The sequence below is a fragment of the Paenibacillus sp. GbtcB18 genome, assembly GCF_019091125.1.
GTDB classification, from domain to species: domain Bacteria; phylum Bacillota; class Bacilli; order Paenibacillales; family NBRC-103111; genus Paenibacillus_F; species Paenibacillus_F chitinolyticus.
Genome location: NZ_JAGXJX010000004.1, coordinates 223468 through 236800 on the forward strand (window position 1 = coordinate 223468; position 13333 = coordinate 236800).

Genomic DNA, 13333 nt, shown 5'->3' on the forward strand with positions numbered 1-13333 from the left:
CCTGTTACAACTTAAACTGCGTTGTTTTCTCTTGGAGCTCTTCTGCCATACTGGACAGTACATTTGCAGATGACGTAATCTCCTCCATAGAAGCTAACTGCTGCTCCGTCGAGGCCGCAATATTCTGCGTTCCGCCTACCACCTCATTGGTGACGTCCAAAATTCGATTCATCGAGGTTAGAACCTCGGAAACACGAGACGTCATTTCTTCCAGCGCGGTAGAAACAACTTCGATATTCAGCGACACCTCGTCAACCGCATTCCGAATTTCATTAAACGATGATCCCGCTTGGTTCACCAAATTCAGTCCCTCATTAACCTCTTTTGTACCTTGCTCCATAGACTGGACAGCGTTTTGAATTCCATCTTGGATACTCTCCACGTAGGACGTAATCTGTTGGGCCGAGTTAGATGACTGTTCGGCTAACTTTCTCACTTCCCCTGCAACCACAGCAAATCCACGTCCATGTTCTCCGGCGCGGGATGCTTCTATAGAAGCATTTAAGGCTAGCATATTCGTTTGATTCGCGATTGTATTAATCACTTCTACAATTCTTCCTATGTGAAGAGCGTTATCTACTAAGTATTTCATAGACTCAGCGGATTGGTTCACTGTAGAACTGATAGAATTCATCTGTCTGACAACCATAGCAATCGCTTGATTTCCTTCCGTTGCACGGTTTGTCGCGATAATCACCTTATCCATGACCACCCGGGAATTGGATTCGATTTGTCCTACTCTTGTCGATATATCGTTTATAGCACGATTGGTTTGATCAATATTTCCCGCCTGTATTTCCGTTCCGGTCGCCAGCTCTTGGACGATAGCAGCTGTTTGCGTAGACGACTTTGTTGAATCCTCTGCGCTAACCGATAATTGTTCCGAGGAGCTCGCCACTTGTTCGACAGTGACTTGTACTTGCTCCAAGGTACTATGTAACGATTGGACCATCTCATTGAAACTCTCAGATAATTGTCCCAGTTCATCATTTGAGTGGACAACCACTTTTTGTGTAAGGTCACCTTTGCTGATCTTTCCGACGCCACTAATTAATTCTTGGATAGGACGTAGTAACTTTTTCAGACCAAAAATTTGTATGGTAACCCCAACAACCAAAAACAACAGGGAAGCGATCACTAAAGACCAAATCAATTTATACTGTTGTTCTGAAATTACCGATGCATTCACGTCAATCCCAAATACGGCGACAAGTTGCTGCTGTTCATCCAGGACCGGGACTAATACAGTGAGCCATGATCCGATATCATCCTTGTAAATAGGCGGAATGACCGGCGATTTCGTTTGCTTTAATGTTTGGAAGGCCTTAACCATCTCAGGCGGCTGATCAAACAATTCTCCGGGTTTAATTCCCGCTTCTAATAAATGAGTAGGGTTAGATATGACCCTCGTTTTTGCACCGTCCACGACATCCGGCTCGAATATGAACCCTTGCGCTACATTAGCATTTCCTTTTGACAATTCATCCAGTAAGGACACAAGCTTTTTCTGAACGGTTGAATCTAAAGATGGAGTTGCCTTCCCTTTTTTCAAGTCTTCCACTTCAAATCTGTTCTTCCATAATGTCGCGATTCCTTTCGCCTGTTCCTCCAAGCTGCCGGTAAGCGCACGACTCATCACAACGTAACTAATCACTGACATGATCATACACGCTAGAACGATTCCTGAAATAGAAAAAATCAAAGTTTTCGAAAAAAAAGTTAATCCTGTTTTCTTTTTACCTTCCCCCATCGTCTCGGCTCCCTTTCCATGTTGGGTAATGGTCTACTAAACAAAGTGTAGTATTCTAGGATATGACATAAGAATCCTTTATTCGACAATCCTATGCTTCATTGGTTTATTTTTTAGCTTGTAATCACCTATTTTTCCTCTTTATATTGATTTAAAATACTCGCAAATAAAGCCAACCTTCGGGTACAACGGGGCTCCTCTCGCGCCTGTACTCTCCAGCCATTGTGGTTATTCCCCTGCCGCTTTCAGTCCATTAAAACAAAAGACCACACCTGATTTAGTGATAGGTGTGGTCTGCCTCAACGGCTTTAGAAACCTTTTTTAGTTCATGATCCCAATCAAACTGTCGTAAAGCGGCAAATGTTTGGAGCAAAAGGCACGGATATAGGAATAGCCTTATCTGGCCGGTTCAGACCGGTCGGCTGTAGGCTTCGTACCGCGCACAGTGCGCCGCGTGCAGCTCCCGCTAATCCCGTACCGTCAGCAGTACGCCGATTCCCGAAGGATCGGTCACGAGCCATCCGTCTTCCCGGGATACGGCATCCACGCTTCCTTCCCGGAGGCGCGCCAGAATCCGCTCCAGCTCGCCGTTATCGGGAAGCACGACGGTAAACCAGCGGATTCCGGCGGCATTGGCGGGTGCGGGCGGTGCGCCTGCGCCTGCCCACGTGTTCAGCCCGATGTGGTGGTGATAGCCTCCCGCCGCCACGAATAGAGCCGCCGGTCCGAAGCGGAGCGTGATCTCGAAGCCCAGAAGGCCGCAGTAGAACGCCTCCGCCGCCCGCAAATCGGTCACATGGAAATGAACATGACCGATTTGCGTTCCCGCAGGCATTCCGCTCCACGGCTCCTCGCCGGCAAGTTCCAGCAGGCTTTCCCAGTCCACCGGATCGGTCGCCATCACGTAGTGGCCGTTCGCATCCTTCCGCCACATCTCGCGGGGGCGGTCGGCATAAATTTCAATGCCGTTGCCGTCCGGATCGTCGAGATAGAGCGCTTCGCTCACGAGATGATCCCCTTGGCCGACCTCAATTCCGCTGCGGATCAAGCTGCGCAGCGCGAATCCCAGCTCTTTGCGGTCGGGCAGAAGAATCGCAAAGTGATACAGACCGGCATAACCGCGTTTCGGTGCTTTAGCGGCACCGGGCAGCTCTTCCAGAATAACTAGAGGCTTCTTGCCGTCCGCCGTCAGTTCGGCGAAAGCTCCGTCCCGTTTTAGCAGGTTAAGTCCGATCACGTCCTGGTAAAACGGAAGAGACCGGGCGAGGCTGCCGACTTTAATGTGCACATAACCGATTTCAGTCCGGGGGTCGATAACAGGCGTCATTGTCATAAGAGTCACCCTTTCTTTCAAGTTTATTTATGCCGCGCATAGAGCAAGACAAAATATATTTAGTTACTTTTTGTAAGTAATTATAGTTTAATTACTCGGTAATGTCCAATGACAAAAAAACAGGGAGCGCCTCTTATTGAGGTTCCCCCTGTTTTGGCGGTTTTATAGAAGCTGTTTGCAGAAAACCGGCGCTTCGGCCGACTGGCTCCACAGCGCTATAGCTGCCGCCTGCTTATCTGGACTTGTTGGCGATATCCTCTTGAATGAGGCCGACCACATGCGCCAGGCTGTGAACGCCCAGGTCGCCTTCGCCGCGTTTGCGGACGGACAAGGTGCCGGAGTTCATTTCGTTCTCCCCTACAACGAGCATATACGGCGTCTTCTCCAGCTGCGCTTCGCGGATCTTGTAGCCGAGCTTCTCGTTGCGGTTGTCCGCTTCCGCCCGGATTCCGGCCGCAAGCAGCTTCTCCGTCACGTCATTGGCATACGCCTCGTAAGACGGCGATACCGGAATGACTTTGGCTTGTACCGGCATCAGCCAGGTCGGCAGCGCTCCGGCGTAGTTTTCCAGAAGGAATGCCGTCATCCGTTCCATCGTGGAAATAATGCCGCGGTGGATAACGACCGGACGGTGCTTCTGGCCGTCTTCGCCGATGTATTCAAGCTCGAAACGCTCCGGCAGCAGGAAGTCCAGCTGAACGGTAGAGAGCGTTTCTTCTTTCTTCAGCGCCGTGCGGATCTGAACGTCCAGCTTCGGACCGTAGAAAGCCGCTTCCCCTTCCGCTTCGTAGAACGGCAGGTTCATTTCTTCCACAACCTCGCGGAGCATGCGCTGGGACATTTCCCACATCTCGTCGTTCGGGAAATATTTCTCCGTATCCTTCGGGTCCCGGTAGGACAGACGGAAACGGTAATCCTTAATGCCGAAATCCTCGTACACATGACGGATCAGGTTGATAACGCGGGCGAACTCTTCCTTGATCTGATCGGGACGGCAGAAAATATGGGCGTCGTTCAGCGTCATCGCGCGTACGCGGTGCAGGCCGGTCAAGGCGCCGGACATCTCGTAGCGGTGCATCATCCCCAGCTCCGCAATACGGACCGGCAGCTCGCGGTAGCTGCGCATGTCGCTCTTGTACACCATCATGTGATGCGGGCAGTTCATCGGACGAAGAACGAGTTCCTCGTTGTCCATGACCATTTTCGGGAACATGTCCTCGTGGTAGTGATCCCAGTGTCCGCTTGTTTTGTACAGCTCCACGTTAGCCAGTACCGGCGTATAGACGTGCTGATAGCCCAGGCGTTCTTCCAGATCGACAATGTAGCGCTCCATAATGCGGCGTACTTTGGCTCCGGCAGGAAGCCAGATCGGCAGTCCTTGGCCGACTTCTTTGGAGAACGTGAACATTTTGAGCTCGCGGCCCAGCTTGCGGTGGTCGCGCTTTTTCGCTTCTTCAAGCAGATGGAGATGCTCGTCCAATTCCGCTTTCTTAGGGAATGCCGTTCCGTAGATGCGCTGAAGCATCTTGTTCTTGGAATCCCCGCGCCAGTATGCGCCTGCAACGCTCAGCAGCTTGAAGGCCTTGATTTTGCCTGTGGAAGGCAGATGCGGTCCGCGGCAGAGGTCGAAAAACTCGCCCTGATCGTAAATGGTCAGCACGGAGTCTTCCGGCAGGTCGCGGATCAGCTCCAGCTTAAGCGGATCGCCGAGCTCTTCGAAAATCGCGATGGCTTCTTCGCGGCTGACCACACGGCGGACGATCGGCAGGTTCTCCTGAACGATCTTGGCCATTTCTTTCTCGATCTTCGTCAGATCTTCCGGCGTCAGCGGATTTTCGATATCGATATCGTAGTAGAACCCGTCTTCAATGACAGGTCCGATGCCGAGCTTCACGGCACGCTCTCCGTACAGACGCTTGATGGCCTGGGCCATCAAGTGGGCGGTGCTGTGGCGCAGCACTTCGACTCCCTCTTCGGAATCCAGCGTTACGATTTTAAGCTCGGCATCCTCTTCGATCGGAGCGTTCAAATCGACCTGACGGCCGTTCACTACGCCGATCACCGCATTTTTTTTGAGGCCCGTGGAAATGGATTCCGCTACCTGCTCAACCGTTGTACCCGGGGCGTATTCTTTCACGGAACCGTCCGGAAAAGTTAATTTAATCATGATTCGTCAGCTCCTTAGCTCTATAAATTTCAAAAAAAGAGCGCAAAAAAGCACACACATCCCGAAAGGGACGAGTGCGCTCGACTCGTGGTTCCACCCTCATTCGATTCACCGCCTGGATTTATGCGGACGAATCCTCATTCAGCATCCGGTAACGGGAATGACTCGGCCAAGCTTACTTCCGGACCGGACGTCCTGCGTCCGCTCTTGTTCGGTTTCCGCTTTGCGGCTCACGAAGGGGTAAACATACCGTACATCTGCAGGGGATTTCAGCCGGGGCCCCATTCTCTGGCAGCAGTGTTACAAGCGGTTCGTGTCTTCGGTCAAAGCCTTTGATTCCCTCATTATAAGCCTGCCGCGGAATCAGGTCAAGGGGGATGGGGACCCGCTGTCCGAGTTCCCCGCCCGCTTCGTCCGGCATATGCCGCAGTAAGAGCAGATGGTGGCGCGGGACTCGAAAATCTGCATAATCGTGCGGATAACGGGCAGATCCGGTTCCCGCGTGTGAATATAGATTGTCGCCGGCGATACCGAAATCAGCGTCGAGACGATCATATCTTCGAAGCTGATATCCTTCTCGATCATCTCCAGCGTAAAGGACGCTTCCATTTTACTGGTGTCGATCGGCTGCATATGTTCATCCAGAATTGTAAATTCGGCGCCTTCCTTATGTATCAAATGAGCTGCTGCCGTCTTCGTTTCCTGGATATAGACGAAATACTGGAGCAGAGAAATAAATTCCTGATACTGCTGGTCCATTACATATTCGTCGATGGCGTATTCGACGACCTCTTTCAGCTCGTCCATGTATTCCTGCAGCCGGAACGTGATGAAACCCGGCAAGTTTACGGACTGCCCTTCCTGCAGCAGAGCTTTCAAAGGCTCGCTGATCTTGCCCGCCCGGAGCTTCATTCCGTCGATCGGCCCCCAGTCCAAGTAATCGTCCAAGCCGTATTCGCCCGCGGCGCTTCTCCCGTCTTCCTCGCCGTTCAGGAATTGGCGGCAGTAACGGCCGATTTTAGCCGCTTCATCAAGATCTTTATAATGAAAGGTATTCACCAGCAGCTTCCGGATCAGCCTCTCTTCTTCACCCTCCACGATTTGCTCGGCGGCTGCGGCTGCGGCTGCTTCGATAACGGACTCGGACTTCGGCTGATGCTTTTTGCCGCCTATTGTTCCTTCTATCCGCAGCATCGTGTACTGCTCCAACGTGTTACGGACGACCCGGAGCGGGTTTCCTTCCTGATTCAGAGGCGCTAGGCGGCTTTCTATCCGGCTTTGCAGCGCAGAAATATCAAACACGGCGGAATTGTTGAATACAAACTGTACGATAGACATGGGCTCACTCCTTCCTGACGCTGAATTCCTTCTAAAAGTATATGGTCGGCCGGAGGCGGATATACAACCAACTCTTGACATGTCCAAAGACCGTTCAAATCGGAAAAATAAGGCCGATCTTAAACATTCCTTAAGAAATTCAGCGCGGTTTTGTTAAGAACAACCTTCTATAATAATCGCTATGAAAGCTTGTTGATGAAGATGCCGCTCCCCGAATAACGGAATTGCCAATCCCTTCTTCCTGTGCTAACGTCGCAATAGCTTGTTTTATACGAATGGAATAAAGGGAAAGCAGGATCCGGTAACGCGGCGGCATCCGTTTTCCGGCACATAAAGGAGCGCATAGTTATGGGAAAAGAGACCATTCTGGTCGTGGACAATGAAAAAGAGATCGTGGAACTCATCCGTATTTATTTAACCAATGAGGGGTATGAAACGGTTTCGGCCGGGGACGGTCTGGAAGCCTTGGATGTGCTGAAAAGCCGGGAGGTCGATCTGATTATCCTCGACATTATGATGCCCCGTATGGATGGCGTCCAGGCGTGCCTGGAAATCCGCAAGGAGAAAAACATGCCCATCCTGATGCTCTCCGCAAAAAGCGAGGATATGGACAAAATTCTCGGATTAACCGCCGGGGCGGACGATTATTTAACGAAACCGTTTAATCCGCTTGAGCTGATGGCACGGGTGAAATCCCAACTGCGCCGGTATAAAAGATTAAACGCCCCCATGCCATCCGAAACGCTTTCAAACCGTATCGAACTGGACGATCTGATCATTGATACGGCTACGCACGAAGTTCATGTGGAGGGACGGCCGGTCAAACTGACTCCCCGGGAATTTTCAATCCTGGAGCTGTTGGGGCGCAATCGGGGAATCGTGTTCAGCACGGAGCGCATTTATGAGACGGTCTGGAACACCCCGTACTTCGAATCGGACAACACCGTCATGGTGCACATCCGCAAAATCCGGGAAAAAGTGGAGAGCAATCCGAGGCAGCCGAAATACATCAAAACCGTTTGGGGGGTAGGCTACAAAATTGAAACCTAATCGAAGCCGGAGATTCGGGAAGATATGGGGACTGCTGGTGCGCGGCATCGTTCGTCCCGTTATTTTGTGCAAGCAGAATGTGATGCGCAGCCTGCGAATGCAGCTTATTCTGGCGTTCGCTCTATGCATTGGGGTCGCGGCCGCGGCCGGGGGCCTGGTGTCCGAGCTTACTAAATCTTGGCGGACGGCAAGCAGCATCTCGTACATTCAGGACAAAGAGATTACGGCAAACCAGGTTCGCCGCCTTGTGGAACGCCTCGAACAGATTCAAAAGTACGGAGGCGATGTCGACAAGTATCCTGCCGCTAAAGAGGAATCAGCCCTGAAGCACTTGCCAAGCACCGATCAGGAGCTCCAAAACCGGAAGGAGGCCGAAGATACCGGTACCGGTATAGGCTCCGGACCGGATCGGCAGGCGGACTCCGGAAGCTCTGCCTCTTCCACCGCGCCGAAATCGGCTGCCCCGTCTCCAATGCCGGAATCCGCCGTCCCGGATGGAACGGGCACGAACGGCCAAGCGGCTCCGGATCCTGCCGGTCCAGGCGCTGCGGAAGCGGACAGCAAGAAAACGCAGACACCCGGCAAGGCCAGCGAGCAGCCGGCGCCCTCTTTCTTTCCGGTAAATCCGGCGGATATTCAGTCTCTTCTGAACGATGAAGCCGACAGGCCCGGAAGAAAATCGCTCTATATTATCGACGCAGCCGGCAAGGTACAGTACCGAACAAAAGGAAGCGGAGAAAGCCGGTTCGATATCCCGCAGCTGGTCGGCAGCGCCATGGATTCGGAAGACACATTCCGGGAGAGTCACGAAAACCGCGAGTTCACGTTCATGTACCCGCTTCTTCTAAACGGCACACAATCGTATCTCGTAGCCAAGGCGGTTCCCGAAGCTCAGATCTCTTATTACGAGCAGGATACCTCTCTTCCCCTGATCGCCGGAATAGCTACCTTCCTGGGACTCTTCTACTGGATTACCCGGCGGAAAATGCAGCTTATCGAAGAAATGGCGCAGGGACTTGTCCAAATGTCCCAAGGCAATCTCGCTCATCGGGTTCCCGAAAGAAGCCATGACGAGCTCGGTGTACTCGCCGGACATATGAACTCCATGGCTTGCGATCTTCAGCATTCTCTGGAAGAAGAGCGCAAATCTCAGCGGCTGAAAAACGAATTGATCACTAATGTTTCCCACGATCTCCGCACGCCGCTTACGCTTATCATCGGTTACCTCCGGCTTTTGAAGGACAAGGACTACAAAGACGAGGAGCAGGCGGCGAATTATATGCAAATCGCTTACGGGCGCGCGGAAAAACTTAAAATTCTCATTGACGAGCTGTTCGAATTCAGCCGGATGACAAACGAGGGCGTGCCGCTCGCCAAACAATCGGTCTGCGTAAACGACCTGATTTATCAGCTTTCGGAGGAATATATCACAATCGCGGAACAGAACGGTCTCACCCTCCGCCTCGTTCTCCCTCCTATGCGGCTGTTCGTCTCCATGGACCCGGATCAAATGATCCGCGTCTTCGAAAACCTGCTCACGAATGCGGTCAAATACAGCCCCAAACCGAGCACCATCGAGGTCATCGTCCAAGAGGAAGACCGCGACGTCAAAGTGACGGTGATCAACGAAGGGGATCTTTCGGAAACGGCGGAGCTCGATCGCCTGTTTGACCGGTTTTACCGGATGGATGCCGCACGTTCCTCGGATACAGGCGGCTCCGGGCTGGGCCTCGCCATCGCCCGCAGCATCGTCGAAGCTCATGACGGCCGCATTTGGGCGGAGAGCCGCGGCAAATCGATTATGTTCCATGTGAAACTTCGCCGGTATTAATGACCGCCTGTTTCTGAAGGATCGACTTCATGGCTAGGCTCTACGGAAACAAAAAGAAACCCGGAAGACCGTTTGTAGACGGCTTCCGGGTTTCTTTGCTTTTTATGGGAAAAGGGAAATCTATGTCAGATCCGATTAGTTCTGCATAATGAAGTCTTTTTCAACGACCGAATTCTCGTCGTACACGCGGAGAATCTCATACTTCGTATTGCGCTGGGCAGGAATTTTGCCTGCGGCGCGGATCATTTCCAGCGTGGAAGAAATGTTCACTTTATGGGTAGTCCCCGCAGCCGATACGACATTCTCTTCGATCATGGTGCTTCCGAAGTCATTGCAGCCGTAATGCAGCGACTGGCGGCCGATTTCGGGGCCCATCGTTACCCAAGAAGACTGGAAGTTCGGAATATTGTCGAGCATAATGCGGGAAATGGCCAGCATTTTCAGGTATTCTTCCGGTTTCGTCTTCTCCACGCGCAGATTCGTATTGTCCGGTTGTACCGGCCATAAGATGAAGGCCAAGAAGCCCAGCGAATCGTAGCCGTTCTGGATGCACTTATCCTGCGCTTCTCTCACGCGAAGCAGATGCATGGCGCGCTCTTCCATCGTCTCGCCGAAACCGTAAACCATCGTCGCCGATGTGTTCATGCCCAGACGGTGAGCCGTTTCCATGGCATCCATCCAGTCGCGCCAGGAGCCTTTTTTCTTGGAAATTTTCATCCGGATGCGATCGTCCAAAATTTCCGCGCCTCCGCCAGGCAGAGAGTCCAGTCCGGCGTCCCGCAGCTGACGGATCACTTCTTCCAGCGATAGGCCGTTCGACACATCTTTCATCTTCCAAATTTCCGCCGGAGAGAAAGAATGCATCGTAATATCGAAGCGCTGCTTGATCTCGCGCAGCAGATCCGTATAGTAGCTGAACGGCAAATCCGGATTCGTGCCGCCCTGCATCAGAATCTCGGTTCCGCCTACATCTAGCGTCTCCTGGATTTTACGGAAAATATCTTCATTGGTAAGTACGTATCCTTCCGTAGAACCGGGAGCTCTATAGAATGCACAAAATCTGCAATAAACGTCACAAACGTTCGTGTAGTTGATGTTGCGGCCTACTACAAACGTGGTGATCGGTTCAGGATGGTGCTTCAGCATAATTTGGTTAGCGACATGACCCATTTTCTCGATCTGGTCGGATTCGAGCAGTGTGACACACTCCTCCAGCTCAATTCGTCCGCCTGCAAGGGATTTATCCAGAATGCGGTCGATCGGATTCATGGCATTCACTCCTTTCTGACTTCCGCACACGAATTTAGGTATGAATTCGCGGCTCACGATATACTATGTGAAAAAAGTTACATGTATAAAAAAACATTATCACCATTGTAACATAACGCCCCAAATCCGGCTACGGGAAAAATAGGCCTTTCGGGCAAAAGAAAAAGCAAGCGAAACGGCATCCGTTCATGTGAACGGAATTTACCGCTTGCGCTTGCTTCCTACGGGGCCCTGAGAAGCCGCTTATCCCTGCAGATGAGATAAAGCCGCGTCCAGGTCCGATATGATATCGTCGATGTCTTCCAGACCGACGGAATACCGCACGAGCCCGTCCGTAATTCCCCGCTCCAGCCGAACCTCGCGCGACATCGCGGCATGAGACATCATCGCCGGGTAAGACAAGATGCTCTCGACCGCGCCCAGAGAGACGGCAACCAGCGGGATCTTGACCTCGCTCAGGAGCTTCCTCGCGCGCTCGCCCCCGTTCACGTCGAACGAGACGACGGCGCCGTAGCCGCTCGACTGCTTCTCGTGAATCTCGCGGCCCGGATGGCCCGGCAGCCCCGGATAGTACACGGCCTCGACCGCCGGGTGACTGTCCAGCCATTCGGCCAGACGACGGGCGTTCTGCTCGGAGCCTTCCATGCGCACCTTGAGCGTCTTCATGCCGCGCATAAGCAGCCAGCTGTCCTGCGGGCCGAGCACGTTGCCCAGGCCGTTCTGGATCTGCTTCATGCGGCGTCCGAGACTCTCGTTAGCCACCACGGCCAGGCCGGCCAGCACGTCGCTGTGACCGCTCAGGAACTTCGTGGCGCTGTGCAGCACAATGTCGACACCTTGCTCGATCGGACGCTGATGATACGGCGTCATGAACGAGTTGTCGAGCATCGTGAGCAGCCCGTTTTCTTTCGCCCACGCGCAGATGACCGAGATATCGGTAATCTTCAGCGTCGGGTTGGACGGCGTCTCCAGGAAGACCGCCTTCGTGTTCGGCTTCAGCGCCGCTTTGACCTTCTCCGGATCCGTCATATCGACGAACGTCGTTTCGATATTCATCCGGGTCAGAATCGCGGTGAGCAGCCGGTACGTTCCGCCGTACACATCTTCCGTACAAATTACATGGTCGCCGCTCGAAAGCAGGAAGAAAGCCGATGAGATGGCCGCCATCCCCGAAGCGAACGCAAATCCCCGCGCTCCGCCTTCCAGCAGAGCGATATAGTCTTCCAGCGCCTGACGGGTCGGATTGCCCGAACGGGAATAATCGAACTCCGGCGGATTATCCAGCGAGAAATGGTGAAAGGTAGATGCTTGATAGATCGGAACGCTGGAAGCGCCCGTCGTTTTATCGATTTCTCCACCGAAGTGGATAATTTTCGTTCCTAGTTTTTTGTCGGTACTCACGCCTGATTGTCTCCTTCCACCTCAGCCTGTGCTTGTTCCAGCGCCTGCGCCAGGTCGGTAATAAGATCGTCCACATGCTCGATGCCGACCGAAAAACGCAGCAGCCGGTCGTCGACGCCTACTTTTTCCCGGATTTCCAGAGGAATGTCGGCGTGCGTCTGAACGGCCGGGTACGTCATAAGCGACTCCACTCCGCCGAGGCTTTCCGCGAATGCAATAAGCTTAACGTGCCTCAGAATCGGCTCCACTAAACGCGCATCCGCTACCTTAAAGGAGAAAATTCCCGTGTTGCCGGACGACTGCCTGTTCTGGATCGCATAACCCGGATGGGATTCTAGCGCCGGATAGTATACATCGGTTACAAGGGGATGCCACTGCAGATAACGGGCGATCGTCGTCGCGTTATGTTCGTGCCTCTCCATGCGCAGAGCGAGCGTTTTCATCCCTCTCATAAGCAGCCAGCTGTCCTGCGGACCGAGCACGGCGCCGATGGAATTGTGCAGGAACGCCACTTTCTCCGAAAGCTCCTGTCCTTTGGTCACGATCAGACCGGCCAGCACATCGTTGTGGCCGCCCAAATATTTGCTCGCGCTGTGGATGACGATATCCGCGCCAAGCTCGATGGGACGCTGCAGATAAGGTGTGAGCAGCGTGTTGTCAACGATGGAGAGAATCTCTTTGCTCTTGGCCCAGCCGCAGACGAGTTTCAAGTCCGTCACCATCATGAGCGGATTCGTCGGCGTTTCGATCAGAATCGCCTTCGTGTTCGGGCGGTAAGCTTCTTCCAGCGCTTCGACGTCGTTCGTGTCCACATAGGAAGCGCTCACGCCGAAGCGGGACATGATCTGCTCCAGCAGACGGTATGTACCGCCGTAAAGGTCCAGAGACACGATAAGATGGTCTCCCTGGCTGAACAGCGTGAAAACGGTCTGCAGCGCCGCCATGCCCGAAGAACAGGCAAAACCGGCGTCTCCGGATTCCAGATCGGCAATCGCATCCTCCAGCACACTGCGGGTCGGGCTTTTCGTGCGGGCATAATCGAATCCGGTGCTTTCTCCAAGACGCGGATGACGGAACGCGGTTGCCTGGTACACAGGGAAGCTGAGCGCTCCGGTCGTTGGTTCGGAAACCGAACCGATTTGGGCCAATCGACTTTCGATGTTCATGCGTGGAATCTCTCCTTTAAGGTATCAT

The 13333-nt window shown here is 53.0% G+C and carries 9 protein-coding genes; 2 read left to right on the forward strand and 7 right to left on the reverse strand.

Translation table 11 applies throughout. The features are described 5' to 3' along the window. Positions 1 to 4 precede the first annotated feature (4 nt). The 4 genes from KVT34_RS14780 to ytxC form a co-directional block, all read right to left on the reverse strand. Positions 5 to 1750, reverse strand: coding sequence for a methyl-accepting chemotaxis protein (locus tag KVT34_RS14780; RefSeq protein ID WP_217559524.1), 1746 nt, complete (start codon positions 1748 to 1750; stop codon positions 5 to 7). Between the two features lie 466 nt (positions 1751 to 2216). Continuing rightward, positions 2217 to 3077: a VOC family protein gene (locus KVT34_RS14785; RefSeq protein ID WP_217559761.1), complete on the reverse strand. Its 861-nt coding sequence runs from the start codon at positions 3075 to 3077 to the stop codon at positions 2217 to 2219. Between the two features lie 238 nt (positions 3078 to 3315). Next, on the reverse strand, positions 3316 to 5250 hold the full coding sequence (gene thrS / locus KVT34_RS14790; RefSeq protein WP_217559525.1) for a threonine--tRNA ligase: 1935 nt from the start codon (positions 5248 to 5250) through the stop codon (positions 3316 to 3318). A 363-nt stretch (positions 5251 to 5613) separates the two neighbouring features. Continuing rightward, complete coding sequence (ytxC, locus tag KVT34_RS14795) at positions 5614 to 6588, reverse strand: putative sporulation protein YtxC (protein WP_217559526.1); 975 nt, start codon at positions 6586 to 6588, stop codon at positions 5614 to 5616. Between the two features lie 348 nt (positions 6589 to 6936). On the opposite strand from ytxC, the gene KVT34_RS14800 reads away from it, so the two are divergent. Together KVT34_RS14800 and KVT34_RS14805 are read left to right on the forward strand one after the other, a co-directional pair. After that, positions 6937 to 7638, forward strand: coding sequence for a response regulator transcription factor (locus KVT34_RS14800; RefSeq protein ID WP_042229355.1), 702 nt, complete (start codon positions 6937 to 6939; stop codon positions 7636 to 7638). Further along, positions 7628 to 9469, forward strand: coding sequence for an ATP-binding protein (locus KVT34_RS14805; protein WP_217559527.1), 1842 nt, complete (start codon positions 7628 to 7630; stop codon positions 9467 to 9469). The genes KVT34_RS14800 and KVT34_RS14805 overlap by 11 nt, the downstream gene beginning before the upstream one ends. 135 nt (positions 9470 to 9604) lie before the next feature. Here KVT34_RS14805 and mqnC read toward each other — a convergent pair whose 3' ends face one another. The 3 genes from mqnC to KVT34_RS14820 form a co-directional block, all read right to left on the reverse strand. Further along, positions 9605 to 10738, reverse strand: coding sequence for a cyclic dehypoxanthinyl futalosine synthase (gene mqnC / locus KVT34_RS14810; protein WP_217559528.1), 1134 nt, complete (start codon positions 10736 to 10738; stop codon positions 9605 to 9607). Between the two features lie 243 nt (positions 10739 to 10981). Continuing rightward, a complete protein-coding gene (locus KVT34_RS14815; RefSeq protein ID WP_217559530.1) occupies positions 10982 to 12139 on the reverse strand; it encodes a trans-sulfuration enzyme family protein in 1158 nt (385 codons plus the stop codon). Then, complete coding sequence (locus tag KVT34_RS14820) at positions 12136 to 13305, reverse strand: aminotransferase class I/II-fold pyridoxal phosphate-dependent enzyme (RefSeq protein ID WP_217559531.1); 1170 nt, start codon at positions 13303 to 13305, stop codon at positions 12136 to 12138. The genes KVT34_RS14815 and KVT34_RS14820 overlap by 4 nt, the downstream gene beginning before the upstream one ends. Between the last annotated feature and the right edge of the window lie 28 nt (positions 13306 to 13333).

Coding starts and splice junctions, on each gene's coding strand:
- thrS (WP_217559525.1), bottom strand. CDS start 5,250: ATGATTAAATTAACTTTTCCGGACGGTTCCGTGAAAGAATACGCCCCG.
- mqnC (WP_217559528.1), bottom strand. CDS start 10,738: ATGAATCCGATCGACCGCATTCTGGATAAATCCCTTGCAGGCGGACGA.
- ytxC (WP_217559526.1), bottom strand. CDS start 6,588: ATGTCTATCGTACAGTTTGTATTCAACAATTCCGCCGTGTTTGATATT.
- KVT34_RS14780 (WP_217559524.1), bottom strand. CDS start 1,750: ATGGGGGAAGGTAAAAAGAAAACAGGATTAACTTTTTTTTCGAAAACT.
- KVT34_RS14820 (WP_217559531.1), bottom strand. CDS start 13,305: ATGAACATCGAAAGTCGATTGGCCCAAATCGGTTCGGTTTCCGAACCA.
- KVT34_RS14800 (WP_042229355.1), top strand. CDS start 6,937: ATGGGAAAAGAGACCATTCTGGTCGTGGACAATGAAAAAGAGATCGTG.
- KVT34_RS14785 (WP_217559761.1), bottom strand. CDS start 3,077: ATGACGCCTGTTATCGACCCCCGGACTGAAATCGGTTATGTGCACATT.